The 14369-nt window shown below is 66.4% G+C and carries 16 protein-coding genes; 7 read left to right on the forward strand and 9 right to left on the reverse strand.

Going from position 1 to position 14369, the window contains the following annotated elements:
• Positions 1 to 27 precede the first annotated feature (27 nt).
• From K5L49_RS05490 to K5L49_RS05510, 5 genes are all read left to right on the forward strand, one after another.
• A complete protein-coding gene (locus K5L49_RS05490; protein WP_223690988.1) occupies positions 28 to 600 on the forward strand; it encodes a hypothetical protein in 573 nt (190 codons plus the stop codon).
• Positions 601 to 757: 157 nt separating this feature from the next.
• Entirely contained in the window at positions 758 to 1066 is a 309-nt protein-coding gene (locus K5L49_RS05495) for a hypothetical protein (RefSeq protein ID WP_223690989.1), read from the forward strand.
• Positions 1063 to 1707, forward strand: coding sequence for a recombinase family protein (locus tag K5L49_RS05500; protein WP_223690990.1), 645 nt, complete (start codon positions 1063 to 1065; stop codon positions 1705 to 1707). The genes K5L49_RS05495 and K5L49_RS05500 overlap by 4 nt, the downstream gene beginning before the upstream one ends.
• 100 nt (positions 1708 to 1807) lie before the next feature.
• Positions 1808 to 2662, forward strand: a complete 855-nt coding sequence (locus tag K5L49_RS05505; protein ID WP_223690991.1) for a hypothetical protein — start codon at positions 1808 to 1810, stop codon at positions 2660 to 2662.
• Positions 2663 to 2687: 25 nt separating this feature from the next.
• Positions 2688 to 3590 (forward strand): hypothetical protein, encoded by a 903-nt coding sequence (locus K5L49_RS05510; protein WP_223690992.1) that lies wholly within the window; start codon positions 2688 to 2690, stop codon positions 3588 to 3590.
• An 8-nt stretch (positions 3591 to 3598) separates the two neighbouring features.
• Here K5L49_RS05510 and K5L49_RS05515 read toward each other — a convergent pair whose 3' ends face one another.
• The 6 genes from K5L49_RS05515 to K5L49_RS05540 all read right to left on the reverse strand — a co-directional run bounded on the left by K5L49_RS05515 (position 3599) and on the right by K5L49_RS05540 (position 8702).
• Entirely contained in the window at positions 3599 to 4630 is a 1032-nt protein-coding gene (locus K5L49_RS05515) for a protein NO VEIN domain-containing protein (RefSeq protein ID WP_223690993.1), read from the reverse strand.
• A gap of 89 nt (positions 4631 to 4719) precedes the next feature.
• Positions 4720 to 4983, reverse strand: coding sequence for a hypothetical protein (locus K5L49_RS05520; RefSeq protein WP_223690994.1), 264 nt, complete (start codon positions 4981 to 4983; stop codon positions 4720 to 4722).
• Between the two features lie 84 nt (positions 4984 to 5067).
• Positions 5068 to 6471: an FRG domain-containing protein gene (locus K5L49_RS05525; protein ID WP_223690995.1), complete on the reverse strand. Its 1404-nt coding sequence runs from the start codon at positions 6469 to 6471 to the stop codon at positions 5068 to 5070.
• Between the two features lie 40 nt (positions 6472 to 6511).
• Positions 6512 to 7582, reverse strand: a complete 1071-nt coding sequence (gene ychF, locus K5L49_RS05530) for a redox-regulated ATPase YchF (protein WP_223690996.1) — start codon at positions 7580 to 7582, stop codon at positions 6512 to 6514.
• A gap of 79 nt (positions 7583 to 7661) precedes the next feature.
• Positions 7662 to 7859, reverse strand: coding sequence for a hypothetical protein (locus K5L49_RS05535; protein WP_223690997.1), 198 nt, complete (start codon positions 7857 to 7859; stop codon positions 7662 to 7664).
• Positions 7860 to 7955: 96 nt separating this feature from the next.
• Positions 7956 to 8702 carry a class I SAM-dependent methyltransferase gene (locus tag K5L49_RS05540; RefSeq protein WP_223690998.1) on the reverse strand — a complete coding sequence of 249 codons (747 nt, stop codon included), beginning with the start codon at positions 8700 to 8702 and terminating at the stop codon, positions 7956 to 7958.
• A gap of 80 nt (positions 8703 to 8782) precedes the next feature.
• Between K5L49_RS05540 and K5L49_RS05545 the strand changes: the two genes are divergently transcribed.
• A complete protein-coding gene (locus K5L49_RS05545) occupies positions 8783 to 9364 on the forward strand; it encodes an exonuclease domain-containing protein (RefSeq protein WP_223690999.1) in 582 nt (193 codons plus the stop codon).
• Between the two features lie 100 nt (positions 9365 to 9464).
• Here the strand turns inward: K5L49_RS05545 and K5L49_RS05550 are convergent, their stop codons facing one another.
• Entirely contained in the window at positions 9465 to 10370 is a 906-nt protein-coding gene (locus K5L49_RS05550) for a sugar phosphate isomerase/epimerase family protein (RefSeq protein WP_223691000.1), read from the reverse strand.
• Between the two features lie 166 nt (positions 10371 to 10536).
• On the opposite strand from K5L49_RS05550, the gene K5L49_RS05555 reads away from it, so the two are divergent.
• Positions 10537 to 11298 (forward strand): GntR family transcriptional regulator, encoded by a 762-nt coding sequence (locus tag K5L49_RS05555; RefSeq protein ID WP_223691001.1) that lies wholly within the window; start codon positions 10537 to 10539, stop codon positions 11296 to 11298.
• Between the two features lie 95 nt (positions 11299 to 11393).
• Here K5L49_RS05555 and K5L49_RS05560 read toward each other — a convergent pair whose 3' ends face one another.
• Together K5L49_RS05560 and iolD are read right to left on the reverse strand one after the other, a co-directional pair.
• Complete coding sequence (locus K5L49_RS05560) at positions 11394 to 12422, reverse strand: Gfo/Idh/MocA family protein (protein ID WP_223691002.1); 1029 nt, start codon at positions 12420 to 12422, stop codon at positions 11394 to 11396.
• A 55-nt stretch (positions 12423 to 12477) separates the two neighbouring features.
• Positions 12478 to 14361: a 3D-(3,5/4)-trihydroxycyclohexane-1,2-dione acylhydrolase (decyclizing) gene (iolD, locus tag K5L49_RS05565; protein ID WP_223695249.1), complete on the reverse strand. Its 1884-nt coding sequence runs from the start codon at positions 14359 to 14361 to the stop codon at positions 12478 to 12480.
• Positions 14362 to 14369 lie beyond the last annotated feature (8 nt).

A 14369-nucleotide genomic window follows, 5' to 3' on the forward strand; every position in this document is an offset into this window, starting at 1 on the left:
CCGGCAACCGAAGAAGGGAACATCACCATGAGCAAGTCAACCGCAGCATCCGTCGAGTCGGCCCTGCCGTCGGCGCTGAGCAGCTACAAGGACCGCGCCTCCGCCGTCAAGGACGCGCACCGTACCGCCCGGAAGGCCATCCTCGATGACCGGATGATCTCGGACCTGGCCAAGAAGGAGAAGCTGCTGGCGCTGGACAACGACACCCGGACCAAGCTCGACAACCTTCGCGCTGACCAGGAGTCGTATGTGACGGGACTCCGCGAGAAGGTGGAGCGCGAGCTGCGTGGCAATCAGCCGGCCGACGCGAACAGCGTTCTCCTGCGCCGCGACGCTTCCGACCGCGTCCGGAAAATCACAGACAAGCAAGAGGCGATGGACGCGCTGAACGACGCCCTCGCCAACGGCGACGACAGCCTGGCGCACGCCGTCGGCAACCGCGCCCGCAACGTCGGGTGGGTCGACGTGTCCGAGACGTGGCAGGCCGCCTACCCGGGCGTGGCCAACTCTGCGGCCGCGCTGGCCTACGTGGAGGCGAACACCAGCGGTGCCGCCTACAACATGGCCAACCAGATCACCTACTCCGCACCGCTCGACTGAGCACCATTCACGGCAGTACGAGGGACCCCTGGCACGCGCTGGGGGTCTCTCGCTGGGCCGACGTCCGAAGCCGCTTGCTCGAAGGGTCCCCTTCTGGCAAAACTTGCTCACATTCGAACATACGTTCGAGGATCATTGGCCACCGAAGGAGAGCATCATGGCCACCAAGAACACCGCAACCGTCCGGGCTGTCACCATCGACGGACCGAGCACCCTGGAGATCGTCAACGCGGGCATTGCCCAAGTAATCGAGGCCACCGGCATCGACGTTCAGAAGAACCGCTACAAGGCCATGGGTGCCATCGCCTTTCAGGCATTCAGCGAGGCCATCGAGAGAGACGACTTCGAGAGCCTGGTGGACCGCGCGCTCGCCAACGTGGACAGCCTCCCCAGCGGCTGGGAGATCGAGCGCCCGGTCAAGGTCGCCCCCGCCAAGACGACTGCCGCTAAGAAGGCCGCTCGATGACCACGATGATCGGCTACCTACGGGTCTCTACGGAGGAGCAGGCCAACAGCGGCCTCGGCCTGGAGGCACAGCGCGACACCATCCAGCGCTACGCCGACGCCCACGGCTGGCAAGTCGTTTGGCACGAGGATGCGGGGCTCAGCGCCAAGTCGCTCGCCCGGCCACAGCTACAGGCTGCGCTCGACCGACTCAACGTCGCCGCCAAGCGCCGGGACGTGGACGGAATCGTGGTCGCCAAGCTCGACCGCCTGAGCCGCAGCGTGGTTGACTTCGCGGGGGTGCTGGAGTTGGCCCGTGCTCGCAAGTGGGCGCTCGTGGCTATCGACCTGGGCGTGGACACCTCCAGCCCGACCGGCGAGCTGGTCGCCAACGTGATGATGTCCGTGGCCCAGTGGGAGCGCCGCGTGATCGGGGAGCGCACGTCCGCCGCCATGCAGGCAGCCAAGCGGGCGGGTCGTCACATGGGCCGAGTATCCGCCCTTCCGCAGGCCACTGTTGAGCGCCTGCTGGCCCTGCGCGCCACGCATACCCTCGCCGGCACGGCCGACGCGCTAAACGCCGAAGGCTTCACCACCGCATCCGGGGTCGCTTGGTCCGCAAACGCGGTCGGAAAGTCGTGCGCTCGCATAACGAAACGATAACGATCCGACTTTACTGAATTACTGAACTGATTCTCCTTTCTCAACTCCTTATACTCGAATCCAGGACGCAAGGTACGTCGAGTAGAGACTGGAGATTTAATTGACTGACACTGAGACACCTCCGCAGGCCGCCGAGGATCCCAGCAAGCCCGCCAAGCATCCGCGGCGCGCTGCTGGGGCCAGCTTCCCTTCGATGCCGCTGGGTGAGGCCGTGACGCTGATCAAGAAGATTGCGAGCTACGGCAACACGCATACGGACGCCGCGGTCGCCTCCTTCCTCGGTCACTCGACGTCAAACAGCGGGCCTTTCCGGTCCAAGGTCGCAGCTCTGCGCGACTATGGCCTGCTGACAGGTCGCGCCGGTGAGCTGACGGTTACCGAGTTGGCGCTCGAGCTTGTCCACCCTGGACTCGACGCTGACCCTGCCGCGTCACTCCGTGCTGCCTTCATGAACTGCAAGCTTTTCGCCACCGTGCTCGATGCTCTGCCGAAAGACACGAACCTCGGCACTGCTGGGCTGGCGAACACCGCAATGCACAACCACGGGGTCGCCTCGCAATCCAAAGACGCATTCGCTGCGTCGTTCGTGAAGGGCGGCGTGCTCGCAGGGCTGATCGAAGAGGTCGACGCCGAGCACGTGAAGATCCTTGCGGACGGGGCCACGGCGTCTGACTCTGGCGCCAATGATCACTCGGACCCTGAGGACGTGGTGCATGAGGGCACTGGCCGCCAGCAGAGCACGCCGCGCCCGCCCGCTGTGGATGCTGCGACCGCTGTAGTTAGCCATGCCTGGCCTATCGACGGAGGCTTCGTGCGCTTCACCATCGAGAGCTCGAAGACCTTGCCCGCGTCGGCCTACGGCGTGATCGGGACGGTCATCGAGGCCGGCGACAAGCTCGCGGAGATGTTGGCTGCTCCCGCAACGACGACAGGAGACACCACTGATTCCGAGTAAGGGGTGGGCGTCGTACGACGCGGCGGTGCGTTCGATTGGCGAGTTCCGCACTGGCACCCCTGCGGATTCGCTTCCGTTCCTACGTGCCCTCGGTTTCGTTGAGCCGTCCGACCCTCCCAGACTGACGACTGTCGGTACTGCGTACTTCCAGGCTGCTTTCGTTCGTGGCGATGAGCAGGCGGCATTGTCGATCCTTCGTGATGCCCTCATGCAAATGCCTCCGGTGATCGCGGTCGCGCAACTTCTCGACGGCATTGCGGGTCGCACCCGCGAGTCTGTGGATACAGTGCTGCGCAGCCAGGGATTCGGCCAGAACCTCAAAGACCGTGACCTGGGATTCTTTGTGGCCTTGCTCAACCGAGCTGGGATTCTCTCCTACGTGAAGTCGACCGGTGCCGTGAGTGTCCTCGTTCACCCCGCCCGGGAAGAAAATGTCCCCGCCAGCGTGTTCATCAGCCCCGGAACACCCTTCGGGAACAGGGTCTGGCTGCGACGCATCCTCGAAGCGGCGACTGGCGACCTGCGGTGGCTAGACAAGCACTTCACCTCGGCGGCGTTCGAAGCGATCTGGGAAGCGGTCGATGGCAACCGGGTCTCGCTCGTGCGCATTCTCTCGATCTATCTTCCCGATGTTCACGGTGGCAAGCGTGTGCGCCGAGACTTCGCCAACCTTCAATCCGAGCTGGCAGCGCGAGGTGTGAAGTTGGAGTGGCACGTGATAGACAGCACGAAGATTCGAGACACTCACGACCGCTGGGTGATCGGCGACGAGTCCGCTCGTAACGTGCCAAACGTCAACGCGATCATTTCCGGCCAGCACTCGGAACTCAATCTGAGCTCGCAGCGAGAAGAGCTCGCTCGACTGTTCGATGGGTACTGGACCGATTCGGTGCCGATCGAGAGTGTCTGGCACCCAGAAGCCGTCTAGGTGCGCTGCTACGGCCAGGGCTCAGCCTTCGAGGGAGCGACTATGGGCGGGAGCGTGTACCGCAAGTGAGTTGGCCGAAGAGCCCTGTCGTGCGGCGTCCACTCGTGCCAGATGCGCACAACACCGCCCGACGTAACTACCGAGCCGTCCGCGTCTCGGGAGGCACTGACCCCATCCACCACGAACAGATCCGTTGGCTGGTACGCGCGCGCGTGGTCGACCTCCCCCTGCGTTAGCTGCACACTGTCCAGCTCCTCTCCAACGGAGCCCTTGACCTCGACATGCCGCTCCACCCCGTTCAACTTCACGCGTAGGTCATAAGGCTTGCCGAGCTCTTCAATCTCTGTCGCGCCGATCGCCCGGTAGTGCTGAATGGCCATTTGTACTGCGTGCCGCTCAAGAGCGGAGCGCTTCTCCGCGTCCGCTAGATAGCCCTGGCCGCGACCGGCCCGAGCCGTCCTACTACGGCTGCCCGGCGCGAATGTCGCATCGACCGGTGGTAGCTCGAAGATCAGGGCGACTAGAGCAGCTGGAAACTTGGTTAGGTAGCCCTGCTGAGCGCGCAGCTCACGACCGCCATAATTTTGAAATGGCGCGTAGACCGGCTTCCCATAGGCGCGTGCGACACCATCAATGACTTCTAGGACTTCCCCTCGCCGCTCGATCAGAGCGGACCTCGTTACAGGACGCGCGAGCTCCGTGTAGTTGGTCAGCGGCATATTCCACGTCGGCCCAACCGTGGGTACCCCGCGCTCTCGTCCTCTAGTGCCGCGTGCCTGCCACGACCAGGTGATGGTCTCCAGCGGTCCTATAGCTTCGGACCACCCGAGGATGCCGGGTTCCCCGGAAGGCGTCCGGTGCCAGTGGAATACCCGGTCACCCGGCAGCACGTAGGAGGTCAGCTCGTACGACCACGACGGGTTGCCGTCGCCGGCTGCCTGTGGGGCGCGAAGGTACTCACCGAGTCCAACCGGCTCCTGGCGAATCTCCAGCCAATAGATTTCGTCTGGGTCGGCGTCCCACCAGTTGTTTATGCCCATGGGCTCGACTCTGGCAGATGCCAGCAGTTCTTAGCCTTAACGGGGCCCTTGTGGCGCAAGGCTTGCCGCAGAGAGCAGTTCACGCGTGTCTAGTCGTCGTTTGGAAGGTACCAGCCATGCTCCCGGTGCCTGGTCGTGGCGTCAGGGTTCTCGCGGGCGTACACCTCATTCGCGCGGCGGGTCATCTCTTCGTCGTAGCGAAGTAGCTCGTTGTAGAGCCTCGATGCCCGGTCGATATCGTCGCCGCTCGATACGTAACGCAGCCTTAGGGCCTCGCGCTCATCCTCTAGCTCCGTGTCGGAAAGCGGACGAAGGCTACCGAGGCCTCGTGCGACGGAGTCGAAGATGCCCATACGCGATGATATCCGTACCCAGTAGACAAGCGTCAGGGAATTCACAAAGCTACGCGAGCCGATAACTTTCGCTTCCCTGCCCGGTCAGTGTGCACTGCCGTCGAGTGGGAGAGTATTGAGGTGGCTAGCCAGCGCCGACATGTCGGGATAGATGTACGAGCGCCGATAGCCGAAACGAGTCTCCATCACCTCGCGAATCTCCCGCTTCGCCGCCGAGGAGATGCGGAAGCTAAACGTGGGCGCGAAACTTCGAGCGTTGTATTGGGGCTTGGCCGTCGGCTTGAACATTTTCGCGTAGATCGATGCGGAAGCGAGGAGGTCATTGCGCCTCCAGTACATGCTGCCTTCGATCTTGAAGTACGGTGCGAGTTTTGAGGACGTGATCGGCACGCCATCCAATATGAATGCCGCGTTCTGGGCGGATATACGCGGGTCGTACGCTGGGGGCACCCACACTCGGCGTCTGGCCCCAGTTCCCCAGTCGAAAAGTTGGCGATCAGCATTCGTCTCCATCAAGTGCCAGAAAGGATCACGGGCCGCTCCGAGGTCATCCAGGGACAGTGTGGAGTCCGGCGGTGGCTGTTTCCCCTCACGCGTGACCGGCTTTGTGGCCAGCGCGAACAAACGAGCGTCCTTGTCCTCGGTCTTCCTATCGAACTCGATAGCGAACCAAGCACCGATGTAAGGGTTCTTTGTGACGTCGATCAGCCGCGTCGGTCCACCGAAGTGCTGCAGCCTGGCAAACGTCTCGAGCGCTGAGAGGTCGTCGAATCGCCAATCGCTGCGCGCAATCTGGAGTACCTCGCGTTCGGCGGCCACCATCTGGTCTTCATCCGGATAGGGCTGCGGCTCCGCAGGTCTCGCGGTCGGCGACACCACCCCGTTCACTTCCATTAGGTGTCTGTAAAGGTGACTGTGCAGGCCCCAATCGGCGTTCCTTACTCCTCGCCATACAAGCGGGAGTTCAGGCGTCTTGGAGATCAGCTTGGTAATCGCAGCGTGCAGATCGTCGAATGACTCAATCACGCCCTCCGTCGAGCGGAAGTAACTGCCCGGCGACTCCATCGCGTCCGAATATGGACCCTGGGGCGGACTGGGCTCTTCGAAGTCTCGGGGACGGGTGAGCGCAGGCAGCTGGCCGAGTTGCCGCGCGAGGGCCGCTACAGCTTCGGCGGAAGGCAGGAGCGATCGATTGTAGACCTCGACTGCTCGGGCAATGGCGTTCGCGTTCCCAGCCATTTGCTCCTGCACCGACCTGATAGCGGGTGCGATAGTGATCGCAATTCGTTCCTGCGCGCCGCGAATGGCTTCGCTGCCCGCAAGGATCGACCTAATGGTCGCGCCGTACGGGTTACTCGCGGATGCAGTCGAGTCTGAAGGCTGGGGAGCGGATTCATCCACGTCAGGCTCGTCCGGATCGGGATCGGACGCTGTCTGCGGGAATTTGTCAGCGGGCCCCTCGTCGCGCTCGGAGTCGTCCTTGGTCACAGCTGAGGCTATCGCGGAGAATAAGGACTGCGCCAAATGCCTAACTGTGACGGAACTCCACCACGTCGCCGTCGTGCATGACGTAGTCCTTGCCTTCCATGCGGGCTTTGCCCTTGGCACGGGCTTCGTGCACGGAGCCGGTTTCGACGAGGTCGTCGAACGAGATGACTTCGGCCTTGATGAAGCCTTTCTCGAAGTCGGTGTGGATGACGCCGGCGGCCTGCGGAGCCTTCCAGCCTTTGTGGATGGTCCAGGCGCGCGACTCTTTCGGGCCGGCAGTGAGGTAGGTCTGCAGGCCGAGGGTGTCGAAGCCGATGCGGGCGAGCTGGTCGAGGCCGCTCTCGGTCTGGCCGGTGGAGGCGAGCAGTTCGGCTGCATCCTCGGGGTCGAGGTCGATGAGCTCCGACTCCAGTTTGGCGTCGAGGAAGACGGCCTGGGCGGGGGCGACCAGCGCGGCGAGCGACTCGCGCTTGGCGTCGTCGGTGAGCACAGCCTCGTCCACGTTGAACACGTAGATGAACGGCTTCGCGGTCAGCAGGCCGAGCTCGCGGATCGGGTCGAGGTCGAGGGTCGCACTGGAGAGTGGTTTGCCCTCGTTGAGGGTCTTCTGGGCGGCGAGGGCGGTTTCCAGCACGACCGGCTCCAGTTTGCGGCCCTTCACCTCCTTCTCGTAGCGGGTGATGGCCTTCTCGAGGGTCTGCAGGTCGGCGAGGATGAGCTCGGTGTTGATGGTCTCCATGTCGCCGGCTGCATCGACCTTGCCGTCGACGTGCACAACATCCGGGTCTTCGAAGCCGCGCACGACCTGGGCGATGGCGTCGGCTTCGCGGATGTTCGCGAGGAACTTGTTGCCGAGGCCTTCGCCCTCGCTCGCCCCCTTGACGATGCCGGCGATGTCGACGAACGACACCGGGGCGGGCAGGATGCGCTCGCTTCCGAAGATCTCGGCGAGCGTGTCGAGGCGCCCATCGGGCAGGTTCACGACCCCCACGTTCGGCTCGATCGTGGCGAACGGGTAGTTCGCCGCGAGCACGGTGTTCTTGGTGAGGGCGTTGAACAGGGTGGACTTGCCCACATTGGGGAGTCCGACGATTGCGATAGTGAGAGCCACGATCGACCATTCTACGGGCCGGATGCGGTGGCCGGGCCGCGAGAGGCACCCGGTCGGCACCGCGCCCGGCCTGCCCCGCTCAGCGCCCGGGGCCGTCGCTCGGCGGCGCGACGGGCTCGGTGAGCGCGAACACCGGGTTCTCGATCAGCCCGACGATGTCGCCAGTCGGCGAGCGGAAGGCGCCCAGCTTGATCCTGTCCCCCACCTCGGCCACCTCTTCGACCGGCACAGCACCGGAGGCGAGGAGCCGTTCGGATGCGGCGGCGATGTCGCGCACGCCCCAATTCGTTTGCGGCCCCGCGGCGGGGTCTGCTGCCGGGTCGAGGCCGAGCTCGGCCTCACCCCCACGGCACTGCTCGCCGCTCGGTGAACCTCACCCGTCGAGGCGTGCCCGATAGCACTCCGTGACGTACGGCATCTCGAACACGTCCGTGCCGGCGAGGGCTGGATGTTCGGCCACGAGACGCCGCAGCGACGCGATGATGGTTGCCTGGGCGTCGGGCCCCTTCGTGATGAAGTAGCTGCGGGAGCGCGCCAGATCGAGCAGCCCGTTCAGCGTCATCGGCTGCGCCCAGCGCACGTCGAACCGCTCCAGCTCCCCGAACGGCGCACCCACCACCGGCGGGATGTCGTCGCCGAGATACGCCTCCGCCGTGTGCATCAGCTCCCCGAGCGCCCTCACCCAGTCGACGGTGTCATCTCGGAAGTTCCAGACCAGTCCCAGTGTTCCGCCCGGCCGGAGCACGCGTGCGACCTCGGGCACGGCGCGGGCGGGCTCCGCCCAGTGCCAGGCCTGGGCGCAGACCACCGCGGCGACGCTCGCGTCGGCCAGCGGGATGCTCTCGGCCGAGCCGAGCCGCGCATCCACACCGGGCAGGGCGTTCTTCAGCACCCGCAGCATCTCGGGCGACGGGTCGACAGCGCTGACCGCCAGACCCCGTTCGGTCAGGGAGCGCGTGAGCTTTCCGGTGCCCGCACCCAGGTCGAGCACCGGGCCGTCCGCACGCCCCACCAGCCAGGAGACGGCGGCGGCGGGGTAGGCCGGGCGCGCGGCCTCGTAGACGTCGGCCGCCTGATCGAAGGAGCGGGCGTGCAGGTCGTGGTCGGTCCGTTCGCGCATGCGCCGATCGTACGCTTTCGGTTCCACGGCTCGCGGGCGCGCTGCCGATCCGCGTCGGTGGGCCATGCGAGCATGGTCCCGTGCCACTGGATTTCACCGCCATCGACTTCGAGACCGCGAACGGCAGCGCGGCATCCGCGTGCTCGGTCGGGCTCATCAGAGTGCGCGACGGCCGTGTCGTCGATCGCGCCGGCTGGCTCATCCAGCCTCCGCTCGGGCACGACTTCTTTCAGGAGTGGAACACGCGCATCCACGGCATCCACGCCGAAGACGTCGTCGGCGCCTCCGGGTGGGTCGAGCAGCTGCCCGATCTCATGGACTTCGCCGGGAACGACCACCTCGTCGCCCACAACGCCGGCTTCGACATGGGCGTGATCCGGGCGGCCTGCGCGGCGACGGAGGTGAGCTGCCCCGACTTCAGCTACGTCTGCAGCCTGCAGGTGGCCCGCAAGACGTACACCCTCGACTCCTACCGTCTCCCCGTGGCCGCGATGGCCGCCGGGTTCGAAGACTTCGCTCACCACGACGCCCTCGCCGACGCCGAAGCCTGCGCCGCCATCATGGTGCACGCCGCCAAACGCCACGGTGTCTCCTCGGTCGCCGAGCTCGCCGCCGCCTGCGGCTCCCGCATCGGCCGCATCGGCGCCGCACAGGCGGCCTGAGCCACGCGTCCGCAGGTCCACGCCGCGCGCGCCGAAGGTGCGCACCAGACACGTGCACGCCGTGCGTGCGCATCTGAGCTGCGCGCCGAGATCGGCCGCGTCAGCCCAGCAGTCGCGCGAGCGTCTCGCGGTTCGTGCGGTGGTCGCGTCGGAGCACGGCCGGGTCGTCGCCCGGCTGGGGAATGGTGTCCTGCTCCACGACGAGCCAGCCGTGGTAGCCGTCGGCGACCACCGCATCCAGAAAGCCGGACAGGTCGAGGTCGCCCTCACCGAACGGGACGAACGCACGGCCAGACCAGACGGCACGCATATCGCCGCGGCTCTCGATCACGGAACGAACCACCGACTGTCGGGCATCCTTCAGGTGCAGGTGGTTGACGCGATCGTGCCAGCGGGTCCAGCCGGTGAGCGGGTCGCCCCCACCGAGGAGGAGGTGGCCGCTATCGAAGGTGAGGCCGATATCCGTTCGGGCGAGCAGGTCGTCGATCTCGTCGGGCGTCTCGACGAAGGTGCAGGCGTGGTGGTGGAAGGTGGGCTCGAGCCCACGGGCGCGCACACGCCCGGCGGCGACCTCGACATTGGCGGCGAACCGCTTCCAGCGCTCCTCGCTCAACCGGTACTCGGCACCCCCGCCCGGATGCGCCCGACGCAACTCCGAGCCCCGGCAGGCGAGGGTGGGTAGGGGAAGCAGCTCGGGGGATGCCTCGGCCGCCTCGACGAACACGTCGAGGGTGCGGTCGAAGCCGGCGATCTCGTCGGCGAAGGCTTCGTCGTCGGCGAACGGCAGGTCGACCCAGCCGCCCGAGAGCTCCAGGGAGTGGCGCGCGAGCCGGGCGCGCAGTTCGTCACCCCGGCCGAGGAAGCCGAGCGGTCCCAAATCGACTCCGACGTAGCCCTCTTCGGCGAGCACCGTGCAGATCTCGTCGGGTCCGCTGAGCTCGACGCCATCCTCCGGAACGAGCTCGAACACACCGAAACTGACCGGGGCTCCGGCGATACGGATCACGACGTCCTCCAAGGATGATGAGCGGGGTGCATGACTTACACCGAATGTCCTGACAAAGCCTAGTCTCGCGCGATCGCTCGCGCACATCCCGCGTCGCTGCAATCTTGTGGCGAAGCCGAGATGCTAATGTCAGCACATATTGTCCAGCATCTCGACGGAGGAAGCGATGGTTCAGCCGGAGAAGCCGCTCCCCCAGGAGCTCTTCATGGACCTGGACCATTCCGGCCCGGTGCCGCTCTACTTCCAAGTGGCCACGCGCATCGAGAAGGCGATCGTCGACGGTGAACTGCCAGCCGGCTCCCGGCTGGAGAACGAGATCGCGCTCGGCGAGCGCCTCGGCCTCTCGCGCCCAACGGTGCGGCGCGCCATCCAGGATCTGGTGGACAAAGGGCTCCTCGTGCGACGGCGAGGCATCGGCACGCAGGTCGTGCACGGGCCGGTCACCCGCAAGGTCGAGCTGACGAGCCTCTACGACGATCTCGCCTCCACCGGTCAGCAGCCCGCGACTCTGCTATTGCTGCACGAAGTGATCCCGGCGGATGCGCGCCTGGCGGAGGTGCTCGGCGTCGAGCTGGGCGCCGACATCCTGCACCTGCGTCGCGTGCGCAGCGCCGACGAGGTTCCGGTAGCCGTTCTGGAGAACTATCTGCCGACCGATTTCACCGACATCAGCGAAGAAGACCTCACCATGCACGGTCTGTACCAGGTGATGCGCAGCCGCGGCACCACGATGAGGGTCGCCCGCCAGCGGATCGGCGCGCGTCGTGCCACTGCGGAGGAGGGCACCCTGCTGGAGATCGACGACGGCGGCCCCGTTCTCACGATGGACCGCACCGCCTACGACAATTCGGGCCGTGCGGTGGAGTTCGGTCACCACTGCTACCGCCCCGACCTCTACTCCTTCGAAATCACCCTCGTCGACAAGTAGCGCGCTCTCACACCAGCCTGCCGACGAAACATTTGTGCCGAATGTCGACTCTGGCTGAGCCAGAGCACGCATTCGGCACGAATCTCAGCACGAGCTCAGCTCGCAGTGGGGTCGTAGAAGGCGGGTCGGGGAGCGTAGCTCACCTCGACGCGGCGGCCGGTGGCCTGCGCGACAAGTCCGGCCTCGCAGACGCTGGCAGCGAGGTAGCCGTCCCAGGCGCTCGGGCCATCGATCGTTCCGCTGCGCACGGCGTTCACCCAGCGTTGCACCTCGGTGTCGTAGGCGCGGGCGAAGCGGGTCGTGTACGTGGTGTGCTCGGCCCGGGTGAAGCGCCCGTCGGCGTAACGGGAGATTCCGGCCGTGCGCCCGATCTCGGCGACGCCGCGCTCGAACACGGCGTCGGTGGTCACCTGGTAACCGAACTGGATGTTCACGCTGATCTCCACATCCGCGAGCACGCCCGACTCGGTTTCGAGAAGCACGAGTTGCGGCTCGCTGAGCCCCTCCGGCGCGAGCGAGTTGCGGCGCGGCTTGCGAACCTCGACGGCCGCGATCGGCTCGCCGACGAGCCACGGCACCACATCCATCTCGTGCACGACCGAGTCGGTGATGAGCATCGACTCGGTGTACCCGGGCGGGGTGAACGGATTGCGGTGCGCGCAGTGCAGAGCCAGCAGCTGCCCGGCCTCCCTCGAGTCGATCAGCTCTTTGAGCTGCATGTACTCCTCGTCGAATCGACGCATGAAACCCACCTGGATGCGCGGCCGGTCGGTCTTCTGCTCGGCCTCCAGAACGCGCAGCGCCGACTCGCTGCTGGGCGTCAGCGGCTTCTCGCACAGGATGTCGACTCCGGCCTCGAGCGAGGGAAGCAGCACGGCCTCGTGGAACGGCCCGGGGGCGGCGACCACGACCGCGTCGAGCGCGTCGAGCTCCAGCGCATCCTCGATGCGACTGCGCGTCGCGACACCCGGAAGGTGGGCGACGGCCGCGGCGGCGCGGGACACATCCGGTTCGACGACCGCGACGACCTGCGCGCCGATCGTGCGCTCCGTGAGGCGGCGGACGTGGTCGGCGCCCATGATGCCGGCGCCGACGACGGCGATGCGCAGGGGGTCAGTGGTCATGGTGTGCTTTCCTCCGAGGTCGGGATGGTCATTGTCTGGGCTGGGGATGCGCGGCTCAGCCGAGCAGGGGACGCTGCCGGGCCTTCTGCCGGTCGTAGTCGGCCTTGGCCGCCTGCGTTGTCGCCAGCTCCGACACTTCGGCGATCGGCACATCCCACCAGCCTTCACCGTCGGGGGCGAACAGCAGCGGGTCGCTCGTGATGTGGATGAGAGTGGGCCCGGTGGCCGCCTTGGCCTGCGCCACGGCCGCGCCGAGGTCGGCGATGGCGTTCGGAGTCTGCTCCACCCGGATCACGGAGACGCCGAGGCTCGCGGCGTTGGCCGCCAGGTCGACCGGCAGAGCCGGACCGTCGTCGAAAGCGTTGGCCGCGTCGTCGCGGTAGCGGTAACGGGTGCCGTAGCGCTGCGAGCCGACCGTCTCGCTCAGATGGCCGATGGAGGCGAACCCGTGGTTCTGGATGAGCACGACGATCACCTTGATGCCTTCGGCGACCGCGGTCACGAGTTCGGTGTGCATCATCAGGTAGGAGCCGTCGCCGACCATCACGATCACATCGCGGTCGTCAGCACCGCGCTTGGCGCCGATTCCGCCGGCGATCTCATACCCCATGCACGAGAACGCGTATTCGACGTGGTAGCCCAATTCGTCGCGCACCCGCCACAGCTTGTGCAGATCGCCGGGCAGCGAGCCGGCCGCGCACACCACGACGTCGCGCGGGTCGCTGGCGGCGTTGACCGCGCCGATGATCTCCGTCTGCGAGGGGCGTTCGAGCCGCCGGTCGATGAAACCCGCGTCGACGGTCGCATCCCAGGCCCGCTTCTCGCCCGCGATCTCGTCGCGGTACTCCTGCGGGGTGGTGAACCCGGCGAGCGCCTCGCGCAGAGCGACCAGCGCTTCGCGGGCGTCTGCGATCACCGGCAGGCTCGACCCGTGCTTGTAGGCGTCGAACGAGGCGACGTTGATGTTCACGAAGCGCACGCCTTCGCGGGCGAAAGCGGTTCGGGATGCGGTGGTGAAGTCGCTGTACCGGGTCCCGATCCCGATCACCACATCCGCCTCGGCCGCGATGCGGTTGGCGGCCGTCGTGCCGGTGGAGCCGATGCTGCCGAGCGAGAACGGGTGGTCCCAGGCGATGGCGCCGCCGCCGGCCTGGGTGGTACCCACCGGGATTCCGGTCGCCTCGGCGAACGCGGCGAGCTCGGCTGAAGCCTGCGAGTAGACGACCCCACCGCCGGCGACGATGACGGGTCGCTTGCCGGCGACGATGGCCCGCACAGCGCGGGCGAGCGCTTCCGGTTCCGGGGCGGGACGACGCAGGTGCCATTCCCGGTCGGCGAGGAACTCGAGCGGCACATCGAGCGCTTCTGCCTGAACGTCTTCGGGAAGTGAGATCGTCACGGCCCCGGTCTCGACCGGATCGGTGAGCACGCGCATCGCGCCGAGCGCGGCGGAGAAGAGCTGCTCCGGCCGGCTGACCCGGTCGAAGAACCGTGACAGCGGCTTGAACGCGTCGTTGACGGTGATGGCCGCGTCGTGCGGCAGCTCCAGCTGCTGGAGCACCGGGTCGGCCACGCGGGTCGCGAAAGTGTCGGAGGGCAGCAGCAGCACCGGCAGCCGGTTCGTGGTGGCGAGCGCGGCGCCCGTGAGCATATTGGTGGCGCCCGGGCCCACCGATGCCGCACAGGCGAAGGTGCTCAGGCGGCGGTGCATCCGGGCGAAGCCGACGGACTCGTGCACCATCGCCTGCTCGTTGCGAGCCTGGTAGTAGGGCATGAGCGCCGGATCCTGCACCGCGAACTGTTTGAGCGCCTGACCGACCCCGGCCACATTGCCGTGCCCGAAGATGCCGAAGGTGCCGGCGATGGTGCGCTCGCGGTGGCCGCCGTCCACGGTCCACTGGTGGGCCAGGAACTCGACGAGGGCCTGGCTGACGGTCATGCGCTTGG

It is taken from the genome of Leifsonia poae, from assembly GCF_020009625.1.
GTDB lineage: Bacteria > Actinomycetota > Actinomycetes > Actinomycetales > Microbacteriaceae > Leifsonia > Leifsonia poae_A.